This window comes from Pseudomonas sp. BN505, assembly GCF_029873175.1.
In the GTDB taxonomy this organism is placed as follows: Bacteria; Pseudomonadota; Gammaproteobacteria; order Pseudomonadales; family Pseudomonadaceae; genus Aquipseudomonas; species Aquipseudomonas putida.
The window spans coordinates 85855-109627 of sequence record NZ_SSOI01000065.1; the positions used below are offsets into that span (position 1 = coordinate 85855).

22 protein-coding genes are annotated in these 23773 nt (G+C 63.1%); 10 read left to right on the forward strand and 12 right to left on the reverse strand.

The window, feature by feature from the left end:
- Window positions 1–3 precede the first annotated feature (3 nt).
- From E8E78_RS20945 to E8E78_RS20980, 8 genes are all read right to left on the reverse strand, one after another.
- The gene (locus E8E78_RS20945) at window positions 4–630 is read right to left on the reverse strand and encodes a response regulator transcription factor (protein WP_059395312.1); all 627 of its coding nucleotides are present in this window, start codon (window positions 628–630) and stop codon (window positions 4–6) included.
- A 29-nt stretch (window positions 631–659) separates the two neighbouring features.
- The gene (locus E8E78_RS20950; RefSeq protein ID WP_059395313.1) at window positions 660–1856 is read right to left on the reverse strand and encodes a hypothetical protein; all 1197 of its coding nucleotides are present in this window, start codon (window positions 1854–1856) and stop codon (window positions 660–662) included.
- Window positions 1853–2587, reverse strand: a complete 735-nt coding sequence (locus E8E78_RS20955) for a molecular chaperone (RefSeq protein ID WP_059395314.1) — start codon at window positions 2585–2587, stop codon at window positions 1853–1855. The genes E8E78_RS20950 and E8E78_RS20955 overlap by 4 nt, the downstream gene beginning before the upstream one ends.
- A 116-nt stretch (window positions 2588–2703) precedes the next feature.
- Window positions 2704–5214, reverse strand: a complete 2511-nt coding sequence (locus E8E78_RS20960) for a CS1-pili formation C-terminal domain-containing protein (RefSeq protein ID WP_059395315.1) — start codon at window positions 5212–5214, stop codon at window positions 2704–2706.
- Window positions 5215–5304: 90 nt separating this feature from the next.
- Window positions 5305–5784, reverse strand: a complete 480-nt coding sequence (locus tag E8E78_RS20965; RefSeq protein WP_016501039.1) for a CS1 type fimbrial major subunit — start codon at window positions 5782–5784, stop codon at window positions 5305–5307.
- A 221-nt stretch (window positions 5785–6005) separates the two neighbouring features.
- The gene (locus E8E78_RS20970) at window positions 6006–7670 is read right to left on the reverse strand and encodes a cation acetate symporter (protein ID WP_016485333.1); all 1665 of its coding nucleotides are present in this window, start codon (window positions 7668–7670) and stop codon (window positions 6006–6008) included.
- Window positions 7667–7978 (reverse strand): DUF485 domain-containing protein, encoded by a 312-nt coding sequence (locus tag E8E78_RS20975; protein WP_016501040.1) that lies wholly within the window; start codon window positions 7976–7978, stop codon window positions 7667–7669. The genes E8E78_RS20970 and E8E78_RS20975 overlap by 4 nt, the downstream gene beginning before the upstream one ends.
- A 241-nt stretch (window positions 7979–8219) precedes the next feature.
- Complete coding sequence (locus E8E78_RS20980; RefSeq protein ID WP_016501041.1) at window positions 8220–9080, reverse strand: glycine betaine ABC transporter substrate-binding protein; 861 nt, start codon at window positions 9078–9080, stop codon at window positions 8220–8222.
- 197 nt (window positions 9081–9277) lie between these two features.
- Between E8E78_RS20980 and E8E78_RS20985 the strand changes: the two genes are divergently transcribed.
- Window positions 9278–10843 carry a hypothetical protein gene (locus E8E78_RS20985; RefSeq protein ID WP_059395316.1) on the forward strand — a complete coding sequence of 522 codons (1566 nt, stop codon included), beginning with the start codon at window positions 9278–9280 and terminating at the stop codon, window positions 10841–10843.
- A 26-nt stretch (window positions 10844–10869) separates the two neighbouring features.
- On the opposite strand, the gene E8E78_RS20990 is transcribed toward E8E78_RS20985, so the two are convergent.
- On the reverse strand, window positions 10870–11238 hold the full coding sequence (locus tag E8E78_RS20990) for a hypothetical protein (protein ID WP_059395317.1): 369 nt from the start codon (window positions 11236–11238) through the stop codon (window positions 10870–10872).
- Window positions 11239–11428: 190 nt separating this feature from the next.
- Between E8E78_RS20990 and E8E78_RS20995 the strand changes: the two genes are divergently transcribed.
- Together E8E78_RS20995 and E8E78_RS21000 are read left to right on the forward strand one after the other, a co-directional pair.
- Window positions 11429–12727 carry a serine/threonine protein kinase gene (locus tag E8E78_RS20995; RefSeq protein ID WP_059395318.1) on the forward strand — a complete coding sequence of 433 codons (1299 nt, stop codon included), beginning with the start codon at window positions 11429–11431 and terminating at the stop codon, window positions 12725–12727.
- A complete protein-coding gene (locus E8E78_RS21000) occupies window positions 12720–13547 on the forward strand; it encodes a VacJ family lipoprotein (protein WP_016501045.1) in 828 nt (275 codons plus the stop codon). Before E8E78_RS20995 ends, E8E78_RS21000 begins: the two co-directional genes overlap by 8 nt.
- Before the next feature lie 114 nt (window positions 13548–13661).
- Here the strand turns inward: E8E78_RS21000 and E8E78_RS21005 are convergent, their stop codons facing one another.
- Together E8E78_RS21005 and E8E78_RS21010 are read right to left on the reverse strand one after the other, a co-directional pair.
- Window positions 13662–14810 carry a patatin-like phospholipase family protein gene (locus E8E78_RS21005; RefSeq protein WP_059395319.1) on the reverse strand — a complete coding sequence of 383 codons (1149 nt, stop codon included), beginning with the start codon at window positions 14808–14810 and terminating at the stop codon, window positions 13662–13664.
- A gap of 143 nt (window positions 14811–14953) precedes the next feature.
- A complete protein-coding gene (locus E8E78_RS21010) occupies window positions 14954–15889 on the reverse strand; it encodes a lipid A biosynthesis lauroyl acyltransferase (protein WP_016501047.1) in 936 nt (311 codons plus the stop codon).
- Between the two features lie 111 nt (window positions 15890–16000).
- Here E8E78_RS21010 and minC point away from each other — a divergent pair, with 111 nt between their 5' ends.
- The 7 genes from minC to E8E78_RS21045 all read left to right on the forward strand — a co-directional run bounded on the left by minC (window position 16001) and on the right by E8E78_RS21045 (window position 22672).
- Complete coding sequence (minC, locus tag E8E78_RS21015) at window positions 16001–16762, forward strand: septum site-determining protein MinC (RefSeq protein WP_016501048.1); 762 nt, start codon at window positions 16001–16003, stop codon at window positions 16760–16762.
- Window positions 16763–16863: 101 nt separating this feature from the next.
- A complete protein-coding gene (gene minD, locus E8E78_RS21020) occupies window positions 16864–17676 on the forward strand; it encodes a septum site-determining protein MinD (RefSeq protein ID WP_016501049.1) in 813 nt (270 codons plus the stop codon).
- Between the two features lie 3 nt (window positions 17677–17679).
- Window positions 17680–17934, forward strand: coding sequence for a cell division topological specificity factor MinE (gene minE, locus E8E78_RS21025; RefSeq protein ID WP_003252572.1), 255 nt, complete (start codon window positions 17680–17682; stop codon window positions 17932–17934).
- A gap of 151 nt (window positions 17935–18085) precedes the next feature.
- The gene (locus E8E78_RS21030; protein WP_016501050.1) at window positions 18086–18721 is read left to right on the forward strand and encodes an RluA family pseudouridine synthase; all 636 of its coding nucleotides are present in this window, start codon (window positions 18086–18088) and stop codon (window positions 18719–18721) included.
- Between the two features lie 169 nt (window positions 18722–18890).
- On the forward strand, window positions 18891–20180 hold the full coding sequence (locus E8E78_RS21035; protein WP_084967327.1) for a M18 family aminopeptidase: 1290 nt from the start codon (window positions 18891–18893) through the stop codon (window positions 20178–20180).
- Window positions 20181–20306: 126 nt separating this feature from the next.
- A complete protein-coding gene (locus E8E78_RS21040) occupies window positions 20307–20474 on the forward strand; it encodes a hypothetical protein (protein WP_016501052.1) in 168 nt (55 codons plus the stop codon).
- Between the two features lie 44 nt (window positions 20475–20518).
- Window positions 20519–22672: a mechanosensitive ion channel family protein gene (locus E8E78_RS21045; RefSeq protein WP_280314998.1), complete on the forward strand. Its 2154-nt coding sequence runs from the start codon at window positions 20519–20521 to the stop codon at window positions 22670–22672.
- Between the two features lie 117 nt (window positions 22673–22789).
- On the opposite strand, the gene E8E78_RS21050 is transcribed toward E8E78_RS21045, so the two are convergent.
- Window positions 22790–23503 carry a UTRA domain-containing protein gene (locus E8E78_RS21050; RefSeq protein WP_232893659.1) on the reverse strand — a complete coding sequence of 238 codons (714 nt, stop codon included), beginning with the start codon at window positions 23501–23503 and terminating at the stop codon, window positions 22790–22792.
- Window positions 23504–23773 lie beyond the last annotated feature (270 nt).

Consider the following 23773-nt stretch of genomic DNA (forward strand, 5'->3'; position numbering starts at 1 on the left):
CGACTAGATGAGCGCATTGCGACGGGCGAAGTCCGCCAGGTCGATCAAAGAGTTGACCCGCAGTTTTTCCATCAGCCGGGTTTTGTAGGTGCTGATGGTCTTGTTGCTCAGCAGCATGGCTTCGCCGATCGCCTTGTTGCTCAGCCCGCGGGCGAGCTGCTGCAAGATCATCAGCTCACGGTCGGTCAGTGAGGCGATGCATTGCGCGTCTGTGAACTTGAGGTCCTGCTTGTGCACCGAACTCAGCACCACTTCAGGGAAGTACGTATAACCCGACAACGTGGCGCGCACCGCCTTGCCAAGTTCGTCCAGCTCATCGGTCTTGGCCACGAAACCCATTGCACCGGCCTGCATGCAGCGTAGCGAATAGGCTTCAGGCAATTGCGACGTTAGCACCAGAACCTTGGGCGGCTGCGTCATGGCCTTGATACGGGCGATTACCTCAAGGCCATCGAGCCCGGGCATGGCGATATCGAGGATGACCAGGTCCGGCGCCAACTCACGCGCCAGCCGCACCGCGTCAATACCATTGTCTGCCTGGCCGACGACATCGAGCCGTTCCTTGCGCAGCAGCATGCACACGGTGGCCCGGATGAACGGATGGTCGTCAACCACCACGACTTTGTACATAGGTTAACCTCGCGCATCATGGCGGTGGGCTAAAGCTCAGCGTCGAAAACGACGGTTACCTGGCCGGCATAGGTGGCGCCAGGGTATCGGAGCATGGCCTGCACGTCGTTGCGCTCCACCTGGAAACGCAACTGGCCAGGGCGATTGAGCGTGGGCATCGCCGATTCGAACGCCAACGCACCCGCCTGCCCGCTAGGCAACGCCAGTTGCTGAACCGGCCGGCCCTGGTGCTCGATACCTCCGGGCAAGGTAATGGCCACGGTCACAGGCACCTCGTGGCTGGCGTCGTTACGGATACCGCACGTACCTGCCGTGTAGTGCTGGCACAACTTGTAGGCTTTGAACGGGCCGGTGGACCATAGCCGGAACGGCAGGTCACGGTAGATGAGCCCGGGGGGCTGGCCACCGCCCAGCCAGGCCTGCCAGCCACCCTTGGGCTCAAGCACGGCGCGCTCCGAGCCAGGCGGGAACTCGAAGATGAAAGCGTGCTGCACATCCAGTTCGAAGTTGATCACCAACGTATCGCCGCTCAGGCCGGTGACGTTGTTGCCGAAATCAAAGTCGCCCCCAGGGCCTATGGTGTAAGTGAGGCTGCCGCGGTACATACCGGCGCGCAGGCGATACGGCGGGGGGATGTCCAGCTCGAAGGAAATGCCCGTGTCCAGTACCGTGGTGGTATCTACCTGATCATCCGGCGCCCATGAGTAGCTGATCAAACAAGGGGTCGGACTTTGCGGGTTGACCAACGAGGTGTGGTATCTGAAGCGGCTTTGGTTGCCGACGGAGTTCATGCCACGACAACCGCCGGAGGAGCTGCCGTTAAGGGGGTTATAAGGGCCACCCAGCACAGCTTCCTGGCTGATGGAGCGGACCTCGAAGGTCATCTGCCTGGGCTCACCCGTCTGTTGGTGGCGTACCTCCACTTCACGACGCCCCGGCAGTTTCACGAAATATCGATCACGCAGGTCAGGGGCACGGTTGATGCTTGTCTTCTGGTAGGTAATTGGCAGGCTCACGGTGCCAGTACTGGCGCACAGGCCAGCCCAGACCCTGCAAAAATCAGCAGGCGGCGTGGTGTTTTCGAAGCGCCCCGACCCACCCCCACGGTATTGCGCCGAGAGCGTCACCTCCAGCGCGCTGGCCAAGGGAGCGAATGCCAGCAAACCTGCGACCAGCCCGGCGCGCAAGTGACGGATGCGGGCCAAGCGCCCTGTGCTGCTGCTCATCCTTCCACCACCATGCGCTTGCGCGCTTCGCCTTCATGCAACTCAAACTGATGAACCTTGGCCGCCTGCCCTTCGAATTGCCGTGTCCGCCCCGGCAACACATGATGTTTGGTGGCAGTCTCGCAGGCCACGCCAGCCGCCTGGCACTGCCGGAACTGATCCAGCACGACAGTGGCATTGCCCTCGTTGCTGACCGTAAGGCTACCGCCCTTGCGCTGCACTGGCGTCTGGAACCGGGTTTCGCCAGGCCGAACGAACAGCAACGTGCCATAGCCGGCCAGCAAATTGACCCCAGCCTTCAGGCTACTGCGGTAACGCTCGGCCTCTCCCTCGTCCACGGCGAACCCATCACCCAGCTCGGGCAGTACCGGGACGAAGCGCAAGCGGAAATAGCGCTCTGTATCGCGCTGCCCCCGGTACACCAGGCGCACCGCCTGCATGCCCTGCGCCGGCACGATCAGCCGCGCCGGGCTGGCCACCAGGCCGCGCTGCTCCAACGGCAGGCCTTCGGTGTCAACCTCGCGGGCATTGCCATCGCTGTCGTACACCAGCTCAGCGACACTTACCTTGACGAACGCCGTGGTATCACCGCTATTGCGCACCCGCTTGAGCAAGGTGCTTTTGCCGGAATCCAGGTAATCGTACAACGCGCCGACGTTAAGCTCGGGCGCCCCAATGGCTGCCAGCGGGGTAACCAGAAAGGCCAGGGCAAGCAGACGATGGATATTCACGTTTGAAGGTTCCTTGGATAAGTGCAGCGATTGGCATACCGTAAACCGGGAGCAATCGCAGGATATGTAGGAGCCGTCTGCAACGACGGTAAGGCGGCTCTGTTACTGACCCTGAGCTAGCTCTCAACAGGCTCACCCCCGTTATCAGCGGCTTTGGCCAGACTTGCCGGCGTGCAACGCTGGTCGCCGGCCAACAGCACATCGTCTTCACGTACCAGCTGCGTAAGATTCAGCGTCAACAGGCATACGACCTGCCCTTGCTGACGCACCTCCAGGCTGGGTGTGGACTCGCTCATTTCCACCGCGAAGAACCCATCAGCCTCACTGACACTGCGACTGGCGTGGTTGATCACCTGCGCGCCCCGCAGCGGACGACCCTGGCTGTCGAGCAGGCGGCCGATGACGGTCAGCGTGCGCAATACCCGCAGCTGCCGGTAGCCAATGCCGCCACGGTTGAGGTGGTAGTCCACACTGGAAGGCTGAATCACCGCGGCGGTGGCTTGCGCGCCTTCAAGGTCGAATTGCACATGTCCGGCCTTGTAGGCGGCCACCGGGACCAGGTTGCGCCCAGGCCGCAGATTGGCAGTACCGCCATGGCGGTCGTCAGCGCGTAGTTTCAAACCTTGGATATCGGTTTCGACATCGACGATAAGCCCAGCCTGGTGCGGCAGGTACTGGCCGCTCACCGCCGCCTTGCCAGCCCCGACAGCCAGCATGCTTTCCAGGTTGAGGCCGCCGCTGAACTCACCGTTGTAGGAAGACCGCTGGAAATAGGCATCGCCGTGCAGCTGCTGGCTCTCGAACTGCGTGTCGCCACCCAGGCCGGCGCCATAGCGGTCGGCGCTGGCGGTCAGGCCAACGCTGCGCAACGGGCCCAGGTCGACGTCCTGCTGATAGGCCACCGCGGCATTGAGGTCACGCCCGCCATCGCGTGCTGTACGGCTGCCGACGCTGGCCGACAGGCGCCGCCCACTCGTGCCACCCAGGCTCATGCTCAGGCTCAGGTTGACGCCGCGGCTGCGGGCCTCACCGGTACCCGCGTTGCCCGGCCGGTCGAACAGCGACAGGCGCCAGTTGGCCTGCGACCCCAGTAACTGGCCGAAGTACGACCAGCCCAAATCCACCCCCGTACCGGCGCTGGCCCCACTGCTGTGCGACACACGCACGCTGGCGGTATTGCGCGGGTCGAGGCGATGGTTGTAAGACACCGACGTCTGGGTTTGCCGCGCCTGCCAGCGGCTCGGCTGACGGTCATCACGCAGTGACTCGGGGCGGGTCTGCCAGGTGCTGCTCTGGCTGGCCACCAATGAGCTGTTTTCACCAGCGTGGATCATTTGCAGGTCATAGCCGTTGCCGTAGCCCTGGGCCCGGAACAGGTTGCCGTAAAGTTTGAAACGGTCGCGCACATCCCAGTCCAGCGACGTGCCGTATTGCAGGGTTTGGTCGATGCGCTGCGCCGAGACGCCGAGGATAGCCCGTGGGTGCACCAGGTAATTGGCCAGCACGCCTGCCGCCAGGCTGTCATCTGCGTCACGCTGCCAGTTGCTCAACAGGCTGCTCTGCCGCCCCAGGTACAGGTTGTAGCGCCAAGGGGCATCGGTGCTGCGCCAGTTGCCGGGTTTGTAGATGAATGCCTGGCTGCGCGAGGTCACCTGGCCGTCCTCGACCAGGCGGATTTCCACTTCGTAAATGCCACCGGGCAACACTTTGCTGTCCAGCGTCTGCAGGCCGGGCTGCACCGGCTGGCTATTGATCAGTACGCCGTTGCGGTAGATTTCCGCCACGGCGGGGCGGTTGGGCGTGACATAGATGGGCGTCGCGCTGGGCGCGCCATTGTCGGTGGCCAGGCTGTCGCTGCTGCCGAACATCAGGCCCAGGGTGGTATCGGGGCTGGCACCCATCAGCCGTGGCTGGCGGGTCAGGCCTTGGGCACTGGGGGTGAAATAGCCCAGGCGATAAAAGTGGTCCTGCACCAGTCGCTCACCGTACAACTGATCAACCCGGTAGCGCGTGCCCTGTTGGCTGTCGCTGCCACGGTCAAGCTGGCCATCGGCCAGGGTCGTCCAGTTACCCAGGCTGCCCTGCCCTTGCAATGCATAGCGGCCGCTGGTGACCCGGCCATCATTGACCAGGTTGAGTTGGTTACGCACCAGCAGGCCATAGCTGCCCTGTTCGGGAAGCCGGTGATAACGCTCGTCTGCCGTTGACGCTTCGGCCTGGTCGGTAAGCAGTGACAATTGCGAATTGGCCAAGCTGTAGTGCACTGCGCGCAGGCCATCTGGGCAGTCAGCCTGGCAATCACCCAGCGGGCGCCCTTCGACCAGGCGTTCGCGCCAGCGCCGCCTCAGGCTTTCTGGCTCTCGGCTGTCGACGGTTTCGGTGAATTCCAGCAGTTGCACGCGCTGATCCCGGCTGAGCACGACCATGGCATCACCCAGATAGCGGCCGTCCAGGTCTACCCTCACGGCCAACGGCACTTCATAGAAGTGCGCTTCGAACTCACTGGGCAGGCCTTCGATGCCACCCAGCGCCGCGGTCGCAGCGTGGCCCGTAACTGGCACTGCGGCCAGGCAGGCTGCCAACGGCAAGCTCAGGTACAGCGCGGAAAGGGGGATTTGTAGGGTCATTGTCGTCGCTTGCGGGCAATACCTGCCCGCCCCGCGGCAAGCGCCGAGGGCAGGAACAGGCAACAGCGGATGAACGATGGGGGGGGTGAATCAAGGCGTGCCAGTTTCGAAGATCATGCTCACCAGGCCTTGGTAGTTGCCTGGCTCATAACCCGCCGCGGGGGCTGGGTGGGCTGCAATTTCGAAGCCGATGATCGCCCCCGGTGCGGCTTGGGTGGCGCTGACCACTTCGGCTGGGGTGGTCTGCAACACGGTGCCGCCAACCTTCACATCCAGGCCAATGTTGTGGGAACCGCTGGCAATGACTGCGGGCGAAACCAGGTAAGCGTTGATAGCACCAACGGTGCTCTTGACCTGCAGCTCCTTGCGGACCGGGTCGAGCTTGGCCTGATTGGGGTTCCAGCCCAGTTCTTGCGGGTCGTTCATCCAGTTGCCGCCGACAGGCTCGACAAAGAACGCATCGGTCGGCACCTGGGCAGTGACTTGCACTTGCTTTTCGATCGGGTCCAAGGCGTGGGCGGCACCGGCAAACAGCATGGCCAGAGGGAGGGCAAGCAGCATACGTTTCACGATCAAATCTCCTTGAGGGAATCACTGGCTGACGGGCGACTGCCCGATCAGTGGTGGCGATTATTCGTGAACGCTGGCGATTGGAAGTTAGGACCGTTCCGAGCGGATTTAGGAAATTTCCCAAGGGATGCAGTTTGCCAGTATTGCCGGGAGCAACCCCAGAATGCATAACGCCCCGGCTAGCGGGGCGTTATGCATTTCAGCGCGTTATTGCTACTGCATCAGTGGGAAACCGCCCCGCTGGCACCCAGGCCAGTCTGCGAACGCACGAACTGCGGGTAGAACAGTGCACGCTCGTCGTCGGCAGCCTTGGACTTGTCGGTGACCGAGAAGAACCAGATGCTGACGAAGGCGATGGCCATGGAGAACAGCGCCGGGTACTCGTACGGGTAGATCGGCTTCTCGTGGCCGAGGATCTGCACCCAGATGGTCGGGCCGAGGATCATCAGCGTTACCGCACTTACCAGGCCCAGCCAGCCGCCAATCATGGCGCCCCGGGTGGTCAGTTTCTTCCAGTACATGGAAAGCAGCAGCACCGGGAAGTTGCAGCTGGCAGCGATGGAGAACGCCAGGCCGACCATGAAGGCAATGTTCTGCTTCTCGAACAGGATACCCAGGCCGATCGCCAGCACGCCCAGGGCGATGGTGGTGATCTTCGACACGCGGATCTCGTCCTTGTCGTTGGCCTTGCCCTTGCGCCATACGCTGGCGTACAGGTCGTGGGACACCGCCGAGGCACCGGCCAGGGTCAGGCCGGCAACCACTGCCAGGATGGTGGCGAATGCCACTGCCGAAATGAAGCCGAGGAAGATGCTGCCACCCACGGCATCGGCCAGGTGCACCGCTGCCATGTTGTTGCCGCCCAACAGGGCGCCGGCGGCGTCCTTGAAGTCCGGGTTGGTGCTGACCAGCAGGATTGCGCCGAAGCCGATGATGAAAGTCAGGATGTAGAAGTAACCGATGAAGCCGGTGGCGTAGAGCACGCTCTTGCGCGCTTCCTTGGCATCACTGACGGTGAAGAAGCGCATCAGGATGTGTGGCAGACCGGCGGTACCGAACATCAGTGCCAGGCCCAGCGAGAAGGCCGAGATCGGGTCCTTGACCAGGCCGCCCGGGCTCATGATCGCCTCGCCCTTGCTGTGCACCTTGATCGCTTCGGAGAACAGGGTGTTGAAATCGAAGCCTACGTGCTTCATCACCATCAGCGCCATGAAGCTGGCACCGGACAGCAGCAGCACGGCCTTGATGATCTGTACCCAGGTGGTGGCCAACATGCCGCCGAACAGCACATACAGGCACATCAGGATACCCACCAGGATCACCGCAACGTGGTAGTCCAGGCCGAACAGCAGTTCGATCAGCTTGCCGGCACCAACCATCTGCGCGATCAGGTAGAACGCCACCACCACCAGCGAGCCGGAGGCCGACAGGGTACGGATTTCCTTCTGCCCGAGGCGGTACGAGGCCACATCGGCAAAGGTGTACTTGCCCAGGTTGCGCAGGCGTTCGGCGATCAGGAAGAGGATGATCGGCCAGCCGACCAAAAAGCCGATCGAGTAGATCAGGCCGTCGTAGCCAGAGGTGAACACCAGTGCGGAAATACCCAGGAAGGAGGCAGCCGACATGTAGTCGCCAGCGATCGCCAGGCCATTCTGGAAGCCGGTGATCTTGCCACCGGCAGCGTAGTAGTCCGCCGCCGACTTGTTGCGTTTGGAGGCCCAGTAGGTGATACCGAGGGTGAAGGCGACAAAAGCCACGAACATGGCGATCGCGGCAACGTTCAGCGGCTGTTTCTGCACCTCGCCGGTCAGGGCATCGGCTGCCCACACGGCGGGTGCGAAGGCTCCGCAGGCCAGTACAGCCAGGGCTTTGGCGTGGCGAATCATTGTTGCGCCTCCTTGAGGATGGCCTTGTTCAGCTCATCGAATTCGCCGTTGGCGCGGCGTACGTAGATGGCGGTCAGGACGAATGCCGAAACGATCAGGCCGACGCCCAGGGGAATGCCCCAGGTAATCGACGACTCAGGGCTGAGCTTGGCGCCCAGCAGATGAGGACCGTAGGCGATCAGGAGGATGAAAGCGCAGTACAGGCCGAGCATGATCGCCGAGAGAATCCAGGCGAACCGTTCGCGTTTGGTGACCAGCTCCTTGAAACGGGGGCTGTTTTGTATCGAGAGGTAAATGCTGTCGTTCATTGTTTTTGTCCTAGCAGCACAGGTAGGGGTGAAACCCACGCCCTTACTTTATGCGGCTGTTGGACGGCAACCAGACGACCTTAGTCTTAGATGCAACGGTGTTTTACCGAATGCGTAACAAAGTTAGGGCCCATTCGCGGGCTCGCCCGCTCCCACAGGGGCATCACAAGGCCTGAGGGCAGTGATATCCCTGTGGGAGCGGGCGAGCCCGCGAAGAAGCTGAACTGGCCCTTGAGAGTGATTACTTGCCAGTCCACTCCTTCACGCGATCAGGGTGCTTGGCAACCCAATCCTTGGCCGCCGCTTCAGGCTTGGCCCCTTCCTGGATCGCCAGCATCACCTCGCCAATCTCGTCCTTGGACTGCCAGCTGAATTTCTTCAGGAACTCCGCCACTTCCGGTGCCTTGGTGGCCAGTTCCTTGCTGCCGATGCTGTTCACGGTTTCCGCCGCGCCATACACGCCTTTCGGGTCTTCGAGGAACTTCAGCTTCCACTTGGCGAACATCCAGTGCGGTACCCAGCCAGTCACTGCAATCGACTGTTGCTTGGCATAGGCACGGCCCAGTTCCGCCGTCATCGCCGCGCCCGAGCTCGCCTGCAGCTTGTAACCGGTCAGGTCGTAGTCCTTGATCGCCTGGTCGGTCTTGAGCATCACCCCGGAGCCCGCGTCGATGCCGACAATCTTCTGCTTGAAGCTACTATCGGTCTTGAGGTCGGCGATGCTCGCCGCCTTGACGTACTCGGGGACGATCAGGCCGATCTTGGCGTCCTTGAAGTTGGCACCGTAGTCGACCACGTTGTCCTTGTTCTTGGCCCAGTACTCACCATGGGTCACCGGCAACCAGGCCGACAACATGGCATCGAGCTTGCCGGTTGCCACACCCTGCCACATGATCCCCGTGGCCACAGCCTGCAACTTCACGTCGTAGCCGAGCTTTTGCTTGATCACTTCGGCGGCCACGTTGGTGGTGGCCACACTGTCGGCCCAACCATCCACGTAACCTATGCTTACTTCTTTGGCCATTGCCTGTGCAGCGCTCATGGCCATTACCAGGGCGGTGCCCACACCCAGTAAACGTCGCATTTTTTTCAAAGTTGCCATCAAAGCATCCCCTCGTCAGGTCTTGGAGATTGCATCATCTTCCTGCAACACAGGTCGACCTGATCCAGCTGCGACCTGCACCCGCCCCATATGCGACAGCACTGTGCCATTAGCGTCATCGGCCTACACCTGCCTGCGCGATCCTTGCATGCCAAAGCTTTGGCGCCGGGCTACTATCTACCCTTTTGCGCCTGACGATGGACCGCCCGATGCCCAGTTCTGCCCGCCTGTTGCTGCCGCTGTACCTGCTTGCCTGCCTGTTGGCCCTGCTCGGGCTCGCCGGGCTCTGGTACGGGCTTGGCAAGCCGGTGCACCTGCCCGATGCGGCCAGCCCGACGCACAAGTTGCAATGCGCGTCCTACACGCCGTTCGACAAGGACCAGTCGCCCTACGACCAACCATTTCGCCTGCGCCCGGCACGCATGGACGCCGACCTGGCCTTCCTGGCTGAGCGTTTCCAGTGCATCCGCACCTATTCCGTGACCGGCCTTGAGGCAATCCCGGCGCTGGCGCGCAAGCATGGGCTAAAAGTGATGCTGGGCGCCTGGGTCAACGCTCACGCGGCCGACACCGACAAGGAAATCGACCTGCTGATCGCCACCGCCAACGCCAACCCCGATGTGGTCAGCGCGGTGATCGTGGGCAACGAAACGTTGCTGCGCAAGGAAGTCACAGGCGCGCAGCTGGCCAAGCTGATCGCCCGGGTGAAAAGCCAGGTGAAGGTGCCGGTGACCTACGCGGATGTGTGGGAATTCTGGCTGCAGCACCCGCAGGTAGCACCCGCGGTGGACTTTTTGACCATCCACCTGCTGCCCTATTGGGAAGACGATCCGCGCGGCATCGACGATGCGCTGGCCCACGTGGCCGATGTGCGCCGGGTGTTCGGCACACGCTTTGCGCCCAAGGACATCCTGATTGGCGAAACCGGCTGGCCCAGCGAAGGCCGCCAACGCGAAACCGCAATACCCAGCCGGGTCAACGAGGCACGCTTTATTCGCGGTTTCGTGGCCATGGCCGAAAGCAACGGCTGGCACTACAACCTGATCGAAGCGTTCGACCAGCCGTGGAAGCGCGCCAATGAAGGGGCAGTAGGCGGTTACTGGGGGCTTTACGATGCCGACCGGCAGGACAAGGGCGTGCTGGAAGGGCCGGTGAGCAACCTGCATGACTGGCCGCAATGGCTGCTGGCCAGTGCACTGCTGATGGCGGCCATGTTGTTGCTGGCTGGGCGCCCTGCTACGCCGATGGCGGCCTTGCTGTTGCCATTGCTGGCGGCGTTTGGCGCAGGTTGCCTGGGGTTGTGGGGCGAACTGATGCGCACTCATGCACGCTTTGCCGGGGAGTGGCTGTGGGCCGTTGCGCTGGCCGGGCTGAACCTGCTGGTGCTGGCCCATGCGCTGCTGGCGTTGGCGCAGCGGGCCGGCTGGCGCGAGCGCTTGTTCGCCTGGCTGCAAGCGCGGGCGGGCTGGCTGTTGCTGGCGGCGGGCTTTGCCGCGGCGGTGAGCATGCTGGCGATGGTGTTCGACCCGCGCTACCGCAGCTTCCCCAGCGCCGCGCTGGCCTTGCCGGCGCTGGTGTATGTGCTGTGGCCGGTGCGGGCACGGCGGGCGGAGGTGGCGTTGCTGGCGTTCATTGTCGGAGCCGGGGTGGCGCCGCAGTTGTTCGTTGAAGGGCTGGAAAACCAGCAGGCCTGGGGTTGGGCGGTGGTGAGTGTGCTGATGACAGCCGCATTGTGGCGCAGCTTGCGGGTCCGCCAGGCTTGATGCCCGAGGGCCGCTTCGCGCCCCTGTCAGCCTTGCCGCCGTCTCCTGACCAGGCGCACCCCCGCCAGCACCAGCGCAAACACGGCAATGCTGGCGGTATACAACACCAGCGCCGGCAGAGCGAACACCAATGCCAACACCGCCAGCCACCAGCCCGCGCGCGCGGGCACGAACTGCGCCAGCAGCGCCAGGCCCAGCCCGCTCCAGGCCAGCACCTGGTGGTGAATGCCCAGCCCCAGCAATGACCGCACCTCACACTGCCAATACGCCGCAGGCACCGTGCACAGCCCAACCCACTGGCCATCCTCCATCAGCCCATAGCGCACGCCATAGCTGGCAGCGAGCCACAGCCCCAGAAACAGCACCAGCAGCGCAGCCGGCAGCGAACGAGACATCCTGTTCTCCAATAGCGGTAATCGAAAGCATCCATGATCGCTTATGCCCGGTTGTAAGGCAAAATCCCAACCCTGCAGCTATGTTGCAGATAACAAGCACACCAAAGGCCACCGCGACTGGCAACTTTGCCCGGTTGGCTGTGGTCCTAGCCTGCACACTGCTCGACCTTGCGTTCTTTTGGGGGATTACATGCTTCGATCTTTGCGCCTCGCTGCCGTGCTCGGTAGCCTGCTCATGGCGGTGGCCGCTTCAGCGCGGGATATCGACGCTGCCAGCTACGGCTACCCCTTGACCAACCCGTTCGAGGCGACCATCGCCACCACGCCGCCGGACCAGCGCCCGACCCTGCCCAGCGACGATGACATCGACCAATCGGACTACAGCCTCAACCTGCGCCCGGAGCGTGAGTTCACCTTGCCCGACAATTTCTGGGCGGTGAAAAAGCTCAAGTACCGCCTGGCCCGCCAGGATCACGAAGCGCCGCTGATCTTCATCATCGCCGGCACCGGTGCACCGTACAGCAGCAGCATCAATGAATACCTGAAGAAACTGTTCTACCAGGGCGGCTTCCACGTGGTGCAACTGTCATCGCCCACCAGCTACGACTTCATCAGTGCCGCCTCGCGCTTTGCCACCCCCGGCGTCAGCCAGGAAGACGCCGAAGACATGTACCGGGTGATGCAGGCCGTGCGTGCCCAGCACCCGCGCCTGCCAGTCAGTGAGTTCTACCTCACCGGCTACAGCCTGGGTGCGCTGGACGCTGCTTTCGTCAGCCACCTGGACGAAACCCGCCGCAGCTTCAACTTCAAGCGTGTGCTGCTGCTGAACCCACCGGTCAACCTGTACACGTCGATCAACAACCTGGACAAACTGGTGCAAACCCAGGTCAAGGGCATCGACCGCAGCACTACGTTCTACGAGCTGATGCTGACCAAGCTGACCCGCTACTTCCAGGACAAGGGGTACATCGACCTCAACGACGCCCTTCTGTATGACTTCCAGCAGTCTAAACAGCACCTGTCCAACGAACAGATGGCCATGCTGATCGGCACCTCGTTCCGTTTCTCGGCAGCCGACATTGCCTTCACTTCCGACCTGATCAACCGCCGCGGCCTGATCATCCCGCCGAAGTTTCCGATTACCGAGGGCAGCAGCCTCACGCCGTTCTTCAAGCGTGCCCTGCAGTGTGATTTCGACTGCTACATGACCGAACAGGTGATCCCGATGTGGCGCGCCCGCACCGACGGCAACAGCATTCTGCAGCTGGTCAATCAGGTGAGCCTGTACGCCCTGGAAGACTACCTGCGCGGCAGTGACAAGATCGCGGTGATGCACAACGCCGACGACGTCATTCTCGGCCCGGGCGACATCGGCTTCCTGCGCAAGGTATTTGGTGACCGGCTGACCCTCTACCCCCATGGCGGCCATTGCGGCAACCTCAACTACCGCGTCAACAGTGACGCCATGCTGGAGTTCTTCCGTGGTTAACAAACTCCTCTTCGCCACTGCCCTGCTTGCCGCCGGCCACACCATGGCCGCCGAAACCGCCCCCCGGGCCAGCGTGATCGAGGCCGACCCGCAAGTGATCGGTACCGCGCCGCTGGTGCCTGAATCCGATGGCTTCATCGACCCGCTGCGCGAGCTGAAATTCAACCCGGGGCTGGACCAGCGCGAGTTCGAGCGCTCAACCCTGGAAGCGCTGAACGTGTACGACCCGCTGGAGTCGATAAACCGGCGCGTCTATCACTTCAACTACCGGCTGGACCAATGGGTGCTGCTGCCGCTGGTGAGTGGTTACCAGTATGTAACCCCGCGCTTCGTGCGCACGGGGGTAAGCAACTTCTTCAACAACCTGGGCGATGTGCCAAACCTGTTCAACAGCGTGCTGCAGCTCAAGGCCAAGCGTTCAGCCGAGATCACGGCGCGTCTGATGTTCAACACCCTGATCGGGGTGGGTGGGCTATGGGACCCGGCGACCAGCATGGGCCTGCCGCGCCAGAGCGAAGACTTTGGCCAGACCCTGGGCTTCTATGGCGTACCGGAGGGGCCGTACCTGATGCTGCCGGTGTTGGGGCCTTCGAACCTGCGCGACACCACCGGGCTGGTGGTGGACTATGCGGGCGAGCAGGCAATCAATTACCTGAACGTGGCCGAAACCAGCACCGACCACCCGGAAATCTTCGCCCTGCGCGTGGTGGACAAGCGCTATACCACCAACTTCCGCTATGGCCAGCTGAACTCACCGTTCGAGTACGAGAAGGTGCGGTACGTGTATACCCAGGCGCGCAAGTTGCAGATAGCTGAGTAAACCTGCTTCGGCCCAATCGCCGGCAAGCCGGCTCCCACAGGTCCGCACAATGCCCAAGGTTGTGGTAATCCTGTGGGAGCTGGCTTGCCGGCGATGAGGCTGGTACAGGCAACATCAAATTCCCAGGAACTGGCACAGCTCCCGCTTCTTGGCCAGGGCATCCTTGCGCCCCAGTTCGATCAGTTCACTGCAATAACTGGCCTCGAACAGCAGATAGCTCAATACCCCCGCCCCGCTGGTGCGCGTCGCCCCCGGCCCGCGCAGGAACAGGCGCAACGCCGCCGGCAGCTCGCGCCGGTGCCGGGCGGCGATCTCGTCCAACGGCTGGCTGGGCGCTACCACCAGTACCTCGATCGGCGCCAACCCCAGGCGGCGGGCATCCAGGTGCGCCGGCAACAGCCGGCTCAAGTGGTTGAGCCGCTGCAGCAGTTCGATGTCGTCTTCCAGGCTATCGATGAACGTGCTGTTGAGCATGTGCCCACCGATCTGCGCCAGGCTCGGCTGCTGCCCGCTGAACACACGCTGAGTGGGCAACGGCGGCGCTGGCCGCTGCGGGTTGCCGCTGACCCCGACCACCAGCACCCGGCTGGCACCCAGGTGCAACGCCGGACTGATCGGCGCCGACTGGCGCACCGCGCCATCGCCGTAAAATTCGTCACCCAGCTGCACCGGGGCAAACAGCAGCGGGATGGCCGCACTGGCCAGCAGATGGTCGATGGTCAATGGCGTGGGCACGCCGATGCGGCGGTGGCGCAGCCAGGCTTCGATGGTGCCGCGCCCTTGGTAAAAGGTGACCGCCTGGCCGGACTCGTAGCCAAAGGCGGTGACTGCCACCGCGCGCAACTGCTCGGCTGCCAGGGAATGGCCGATGCCATCCAGGTTCAGGTGTGCCTCCAGCAGGCTGCGCAACGGGCTGCTGTCCAGCAGCGCCACCGGTGCCTGGCCACCTAATCCCAACAGGCTGTGGCCGACGAAACGGCTGGCCTGGCGGACGACGCCGGGCCAGTCACTGCGGATGACCAGGTGGCTGCGAAAGTTCTGCCAGAAGGCGGTAAGCCGCTGAACCGCATCGTTGAAGTGGGTGGCGCCGCTGGCGAGGGTGACGGCGTTGATGGCACCGGCAGAGGTGCCGACGATGACCGGGAACGGATTGTGTGCGCCGGCGGGCAGCAGCTCGGCGATGCCGGCCAATACGCCGACCTGATAGGCGGCGCGGGCGCCGCCGCCAGAAAGGATAAGACCGGTTACCGGGAGTGGGGCCATCGCTTCCTTCCTGGATCAGCTGTTTTCAGGCCCGGCCTCTTCGCGGGCTTGCCCGCTCCCACAGGTCCGCACTCTGCCAAGGCCTGTAGCGAGCCTGTGGGCGCGGGCAAGCCCGCGAAAGGGCCGGCACAGGTAAAGTCAGTTCAGCGCTTTTTCTTGTCGTACAGCCGCGGCGCACCCTCGGGCCGCGACTTGAACCGGCGGTGCGCCCACAGGTACTGCTCGGGGCACTCGCGCAACACACTCTCGACCCACTGGTTGATGCGCAGGCAGTCGGCCTCTTCGCTTTCGCCGGGGAAGTCCGCCAACGGCGGGTGGATGACCAGACGATAGCCGCTGCCATCCTCCAGGCGCTTCTGGGTGAACGGAATCACCTGTGCCTTGCCCAGCCGGGCGAACTTGGTGGTGGCGGTTACCGTCGCGGCCGGTATGCCGAACAGCGGCACGAAAATGCTCTGCTTGGCGCCGTAGTCCTGGTCCGGTGCATACCAGATCGCCCGGCCCGAACGCAGCAGCTTGAGCATGCCACGCACATCCTCGCGCTCCACCGCCAGCGAGTCGAGGTTATGCCGCTCGCGGCCGCTGCGCTGGATGAAGTCGAACAGCGCGTTGCCGTGCTCGCGGTACATGCCGTCGATGGTGTGCTGCTGGCCCAGCAGGGCGGCGCCGATTTCCAGGGTGGTAAAGTGCACAGCCATGAGGATGGCGCCCTGCCCCGCCTGCTGGGCGGCCTGCAGATGCTCCAGCCCCTCGATATGGGCCAGGCGCGCCAACCTGGCCTTGGGCCACCACCAGCTCATGGCCATTTCGAAGAAGGCGATACCGGTGGAGGCGAAGTTGGCCTTGAGCAAACGCCGCCGTTCGTCGACCGACAGCTCCGGGAAGCACAGCTCAAGGTTGCGCGCGGCGATGCGCCGACGTTCGCCGGCAAAGCAATACATCACGGCTCCCAGCGCGGCACCGGTTTTCAACAGGGCCCGGTACGGCAACTGGACCACCAGCCACAGCAGGCCCAGGCCCAGCCACAGGCCCCAGAACTTTGGGTGAAGGAAATAGGGACGAAAACGCGGGCGTTCCATTGAAGCTTCCGGAAAGACAAAGGCTGCGCATTCTACAACGGATCAGCGTATGTTGCGGGCAACCGGTGTTCTCGTTATAAATCAGGGCACTTTTTTCGCAACAAGCCGTCTATGCAGACCATGAGCCCAAACCACACATCCGACACCGCCTCCGTGTTCCAGCTCAAGGGCAGCATGCTCGCCATCACAGTGCTGGAGCTGGCGCGCAATGACCTTGAAGCCCTCGACCGCCAGCTGGCGGCCAAAGTTGCCCAGGCACCGAACTTCTTCAGCAATACGCCACTGGTGCTGGCGCTGGACAAACTACCGGCCGGCGAAGGGGCAATCGACCTGCCAGGCTTGATGCGCATCTGCCGCCACCATGGCCTGCGTACCCTGGCCATCCGCGCCAACCGCATCGAGGACATCGCCGCCGCCATCGCCATCGACCTGCCGGTGCTACCGCCGTCCGGCGCCCGCGAGCGGCCGCTGGAGCCCGAGCCCGAGGTAGTCAGAAAGCCCGAGCCGGCGCCCGCCCCACCACCGGCCCCCGAGCCCGAGGTGCGGCCGACCCGGATCATTACTGCGCCGGTGCGCGGCGGCCAGCAGATCTATGCTCAGGGTGGCGATCTGATCGTTACCGCCTCGGTCAGCCCGGGCGCGGAACTTCTGGCCGATGGCAACATCCATGTGTACGGCGCCATGCGCGGCCGGGCCCTGGCCGGCATCAAAGGCAATACCAAGGCGCGGATCTTCTGCCAGCAGATGACCGCCGAAATGGTCTCCATCGCCGGCCAGTACAAGGTTTGCGAAGACCTGCGCCGCGACCCCCTGTGGGGCACAGGTGTGCAAGTCAGCCTGTCCGGTGATGTGTTGAACATCACCCGTCTTTAACGGATACTTGCCGTCATTTTCAGAGCAACTTTTTTAACTGTTGCCGTTTATTTGCTTTTTGCCGGGACACGTGTTCCGACTTATTTTAGGGGTGAAACACCTTGGCCAAGATTCTCGTGGTTACTTCCGGCAAGGGGGGTGTGGGCAAGACCACCACCAGCGCCGCCATTGGTACCGGCCTCGCACTGCGTGGCCACAAGACCGTCATCGTCGACTTCGACGTGGGCCTGCGTAACCTCGACCTGATCATGGGCTGCGAGCGCCGCGTGGTGTACGACTTCGTCAACGTGGTCAACGAAGAAGCCAACCTGCAGCAGGCCCTGATCAAGGACAAGCGCCTTGAGAACCTGTATGTACTTGCCGCCAGCCAGACCCGCGATAAAGACGCGCTGACCCTGGAAGGCGTCGAGAAGGTGCTGATGGCGTTGAAAGAAGATTTCGAATACGTCATCTGCGACTCCCCGGCCGGTATCGAAAAAGGTGCGCACCTGGCGATGTACTTCGCCGACGAAGCCATCGTGGTAACCAACCCTGAGGTTTCGTCGGTACGTGACTCGGACCGCATGCTGGGCATTCTGTCGAGCAAATCGCGCCGCTCCGAAAACGGCGAGGAGCCGATCAAGGAACACCTGCTGATCACTCGCTACAACCCAGAGCGCGTCGTCAACGGCGAGATGCTGAGCATCGACGACGTCACCGACATCCTGGCGATCAAGCTCAAGGGTGTAATCCCTGAGTCCCAGGCTGTGCTCAAGGCCTCCAACCAAGGTATCCCGGTCATCCTCGACGACCAGAGCGATGCTGGCCAGGCGTACAGCGACACCGTCGACCGCCTGCTGGGGAAAGACAAACCCCTGCGTTTTGTTGAAGTGCCGAAGCAAGGATTCTTCGCGCGCCTGTTTGGAGGCAAGTAAACCATGAACCTTTTTGACTTCTTTCGTGGCAGACAAAAACAGACCAGCGCGTCGGTAGCGAAAGAGCGTCTACAGATCATCGTGGCGCACGAGCGCGGCCAACGCAGCGAGCCGGACTACCTGCCGGCGCTGCAGAAAGAACTGCTGGAAGTGATCCGCAAGTATGTGAACATCGGCAACGATGACGTGCATATCGAGCTGGAAAACCAGGGCAGCTGCTCGATTCTGGAGCTGAACATTACCCTGCCGGATCGCTGATCTGGCTGAAAGCCGGGGCTGCTTTGCAGCCCATTCGCGGCACAAGGCCGCTCCTGCAAGGGATCGCGTTCCCCTGTAGGAGCGGCCTTGTGCCGCGAATGGGCCGCAGAGCGGCCCCGCTTTTTTCTCCCGATTTAACAGAGAACACGCAATGCCGCTGTCCAAAATCCAGATCCTGCACGAAGACGCCGCCATCCTGGTGATCAACAAACCGACCCTGCTGCTGTCGGTGCCTGGACGCGCCGAGGACAACAAGGACTGCCTGATCACCCGCCTGCAGGAAAACGGCTACCCTGACGCGCTGATCGTGCACCGTCTGGACTGGGAAACCTCCGGCATCATCCTGCTGGCCCGCGATGCCGACAGCCACCGCGAGCTGTCGCGCCAGTTCCACGACCGCGAAACCGAAAAGGCCTACACAGCACTGTGCTGGGGCCAACCGGCACTGGACAGCGGCAGCATCGACCTGCCGCTGCGCTACGACCCGCCAACCAAGCCACGCCATGTGGTGGACCACGAGCAGGGCAAGCATGCGCTGACGTTCTGGCGCATCGTCGAGCGCTGCGGCGACCACTGCCGGGTAGAACTGACGCCCATCACCGGGCGCTCGCACCAGTTGCGCGTGCACATGCTGTCGATCGGCCACCCGCTGCTGGGTGACCGGCTGTATGCCAACCCCGAAGCGCTGGCGGCGCACGAGCGGCTTTGCCTGCATGCATCCATGCTGAGCTTTACCCACCCGGTGTCCGGGGAGCGGTTGAAGTTCGAGTGCCCTGCGCCCTTCTGATTTTCGGCTGGCTGCCCCGGCCTCTTCGCGGGCTCGCCCGCTCCCACAGGGATGACACTGCACTGGAAATGTGTGCGGTACCTGTGGGAGCGGGCAAGCCCGCGAAGAGGCAGACACAAATTGTCGACATTGTGCGTTAAACTCGCGCCACTGCTGTCTGGAGTGAGCTATGCGCGACGAACTGAATTCCGGCCTTATCGATTTCCTCAAGGCCTCCCCCACGCCCTTCCATGCCACCGCCAGCCTGGCCCAGCGCCTGGAAGCTGCCGGCTACCAGCGCCTGGACGAGCGTGACAGCTGGACCACTGCGCTGGGCGGCCGCTACTACGTCACCCGCAACGACTCGTCGATCATCGCCATCAAACTGGGCAAGCAGGAACCGTTGCTGAACGGTATCCGCATGGTCGGTGCCCATACCGACAGCCCGTGCCTGCGGGTCAAGCCGCAGCCCGAGCTGCAGCGCCACGGCTTCCTGCAACTAGGTGTGGAAGTGTATGGCGGCGCCCTGCTGGCGCCCTGGTTCGACCGCGACCTGTCCCTGGCCGGCCGCGTTACCTATCGCCGTGACGGCAAGGTAGAAAGCCAGCTGATCGACTTCAAACTGCCGATCGCGATCATTCCCAACCTGGCCATCCACCTGAACCGCACCGCCAATGAAGGCTGGGCGATCAACCCGCAGAACGAGCTGCCGCCCATCCTGGCCCAAGTCGCGGGTGACGATCGCATCGACTTCCGCGCCCTGCTTACCGAGCAGCTGGCCCGCGAGCATGAGCTGATCGCCGACGTGGTGCTGGATTACGAACTGAGCTTCTACGATACCCAAGGCGCCGCGCTGGTCGGCCTGAACGGCGACTTTATCGCCGGGGCCCGCCTGGACAACCTGCTGTCGTGCTACGCCGGCCTGCAAGCCCTGCTGGCCGCCGACAGCGACGAAACCAGCGTGCTGGTGTGCAACGACCACGAGGAAGTCGGCAGCAGCTCCGCCTGCGGCGCCGACGGCCCAATGCTGGAGCAAACCCTGCAGCGCCTGCTGCCCAATGGCGACGCTTACGTGCGCACCATCCAGCGCTCGCTGATGGTGTCGGCCGACAATGCCCACGGTGTGCACCCCAACTACGCCGACAAGCACGACGGCAACCACGGGCCCAAGCTTAACGCCGGGCCGGTGATCAAGGTGAACAACAACCAGCGCTACGCCACCAACAGCGAAACCGCCGGTTTCTTCCGCCACCTGTGCATGGCCGAGGAAGTGCCGGTGCAAAGCTTTGTGGTACGCAGCGACATGGGCTGTGGCTCGACCATCGGCCCGATTACCGCCAGCCACCTGGGGGTGCGCACGGTGGATATCGGCTTGCCGACCTTTGCCATGCACTCCATTCGCGAGCTGTGCGGCAGCCACGACCTTGCGCACCTGGTGAAGGTGCTGACTGCCTTCTACCGTAGCCGCGAGCTGCCTTGATGTAAGCAGGCCCGGCCTCTTCGCGGGCTTGCCCGCGAAGAGGCCGGGCCTGCTCAAGGTCAATCCCGCTTCGCTTGCCAAGCGCTATGCTTGTTACATGGCCCCACTGCAAAAGGATTGCTGTCCATGTCCCCGTTTCTGTCACTGTTCGTGCCGGTGTTCCTGTTCCTGATGCTGCTGACCATCGGCTTCAGCATGCGCGAGCGCAATATCGGTGTGCTGATGATGTGGATCGGCACCTTGGGCATCTTCGGCCTCACCTGCTGGAAGATCCTCGAGAAACTGCCGACATAAACCTCTACACTCGGTCAATCGTTTGACCTGAGGTAGATTTACCCGTGCCTGCCCTCCTGCGTTACCTGTTCCTTCTCTTGCTGCTGTTCATCACTCCGGTACAGGCAGCGGGCCTGCCCGGCCTGCTGGGCGGCAGTGCGCCCGCGCAACCGGAGGCCACCGAGCCACTGGGCAAGTCGCTGGACGAAGTGATCAAGAACCTGGAAAACGACCAGCAGCGGGCCAAGCTGCTGGCCGACCTGAAAAAGCTGCGCGACGCCACCAAGCAATCACAACCCAGCGTGGAACAGGGTGTGCTCGGCCTGATCGGCGGCGCCCTGCACGACTTCGAAAAACAGTTCAGCGGCGAGGCCAGCCCTTTCCACCGCTGGTCTACGGAAATCGAACAAGCCCAGGCCGAACTGACCGAACTGGTGGTGCCGGTGCACCAGTGGCCGGCGATCCTGTTCGGCTTTGCCGCCGTCATTGCCGTGTGGAGCGTGCTGGCGTACGCCTTCAACTGGGTCGGCCACCGGATACGCATGCGCTTTGGCCTGAGCGAAGAACTGCCCCAACACCCGCGTACCTGGGACCTGGTGCGCTTTGCCCTGCGCAAGCTTGGCCCGTGGTTGGTGGCGCTGGTGTTCACCGTGTACCTGAGCTTTGTGCTGCCGCCGTCGCTGGGTAAGTCGCTGGCCATGGTGCTGGCCTACGCGCTGGTCGTCGGCACCTGCTTCTCGGCCATCTGCGTAATCGCCTTCTCGCTGCTCGACGGCCCGCACCGCCACCGCGCCCTGCACATTTTGCGGCACCAGGCATTCCGCCCGCTGTGGCTGATCGGCAGCTTCGCAGCGTTTGGCGAGGCCATGAGCGACCCGCGCATGCTGGTCGCACTGGGGACCCACCTGGCCCATGCCTTGGCGACCCTGGCCAACGTCATCGCCGCGCTGTGCACCGGGCTGTTCATTCTGCGCTTCCGCCGCCCGATCGCCCACCTGATCCGCAACCAGCCGCTGGCGCGACGCCTGACCCGCCGCACCCTCAGCGACACCATCGAGATCCTCGGCAGCTTCTGGTTCATCCCGGCGTTGATCCTGGTGGCCATTTCGCTGTTCGCCACCTTCGTCTCGGCCGGCGACACCAGCACCGCCCTGCGTCAGTCGCTGATGTGTACCGTGCTGGTGGTGGTGTGCATGGTGCTCAACGGGCTGGTACGCCGCCACGCCGCCAACCCCAAACGCGCCAACAAGCGGCAGGCCGTGTACGCCGAACGCCTGCGCAACTTCGGCTACCTGCTGGTGCACCTGTTCATCTGGCTGGTGTTCATCGAACTGGGCCTGCGGGTGTGGGGCCTGTCGATGATCAGCTTCGCCGAGGGCGACGGCCACGAAGTCAGCCTGCGCCTGATGGGCCTGGCCGGCACGCTGATCGTCGCCTGGCTGGTGTGGATCCTTGCCGACACCGCCGTGCACCACGCCCTGGTGCGCTCGCGCCGGGGCCTGGCCAACGCCCGCGCACAAACCATGATGCCGTTGATCCGCAACGTGCTGTTCGTGGTGATCTTCATCATTGCGGTGATCGTCGCCCTGGCCAACATGGGCATGAACGTCACCCCGCTGCTGGCCGGTGCCGGTGTGATCGGCCTGGCCATCGGCTTTGGCGCGCAATCGCTGGTGGCCGACCTGATCACCGGGTTGTTCATCATCATCGAAGACTCGCTGGCCATCGACGACTACGTGGATGTGGGCGGGCACCTGGGCACGGTGGAGGGGCTGACCATCCGTACCGTACGCCTGCGGGACATCGACGGCATCGTGCACACCATCCCGTTCAGCGAGATCAAGAGCATCAAGAACTACTCGCGGGAGTTCGGCTACGCCATCTTCCGTGTGGCCGTCCCGCACAACATGAACATCGACCAGGCGATCACGCTGGTTCGCGAGGTGGGGCAGAAGCTGCGTAATGACCCATTGATGCGCCGCAACATCTGGTCACCGCTGGAGCTGCAGGGGGTGGAGAGTTTCGAGTCGGGGTCGGCGATCTTGCGGGCCCGGTTCAAGACCGCGCCGATCAAGCAGTGGGAAGTGTCGCGGGCGTTCAACCTGGCATTGAAGCGGCAACTTGATGAAGCAGGCCTGGACCTGGCAACGCCGCGGTTGTCGGTACAGGTGGTGACTGCTGGTGGAGGTGGTATAGCGGAATCCGGTTCCTCCAGTTAGGTCCCTGTCGACAGCAAGCCAGCTCCCGCAGGTACTGCACAGGGCCTGAAGCCAATGCAATCAAGGTGGTAACTGGCTTGCCGGCGATGGGCTGCAAAGCAGCCCCAGAATCGAGGATCAACCGGCCTGTGCACGGATGCGGATGGCATCGTGCCGCCAATACTCCAGGTCGCAGTCGATCAGGTGCCCATGCTGGTCGCTGTTGACCCGGGTGATGTGCAACCCCGGGCTGCCCACCGACACCTTCAATGCCGCCGCGGCCTCCACCGGCAACGCCGTCGGCAGGATTTCGAAGCACACCTGCCCATACCGGATGCCATACACCCGTCCATAAATCTCGGTCAGCGACTCCGCCAGGTCGTGTTCGAGTATGTCCGGAAAGTACCGGGGGTTGAGGTAATGCTCGGCATACAGCACCGCCCGCCCGTCAATCCGCCGTAACCGGCAGATACGCACCACACTGGACAACGCCGGTAACTGCAAGCGCGCACAGATGGCCGCCGAGGCCGGTTGCAGCCGTGCCGAGAGCAGTTCGGTAGTGGCCACACGCCCCTGGTCACGCACCATGGCATGGAAGTGACTGCGCTCGATCAGGTCGTAGGTCAGCCGCTGGGGCGCGACGAACCAGCCGCGGCGCTCTTCGCGGTAGATCAGGCCTCGGGCCTCCAGCTGCGCCAGCGCCTCGCGCAGGGTGATGCGCGTGGTGTCGAACACCTCGCTAAGCTTGCGCTCGGCCGGCAGCTTGCCGCCCGGCGCCAGCAGGCCGTGCTCTATCTGCTCCTGCAAGGCATGGCAGATGGCTGTTACCGCACGCGGTGGCATCGGCTGCATCAAAGGTTACCTATCTGGACTAGTCCAGCCCCAGAACAGGGCACTTGGAGATTAGTGCAAGCCTAGGCAGGGCTGATGAACATCCTGTGACAAGGCTGCCGAGAAGGCACTGCCAGAATCGGGCCAGCCCCGCAAAACCGGGGGTTAACCATGGTCTACGCTGTATTGCCAGGGGCCCATAGCCACCTGCACGGCCCCCTCCCTACATCAAATTGTCACGCAAGCGGCCTACCTTGGCTCAAGGTTTGCTGACCTAGACCAAAGGTTCCA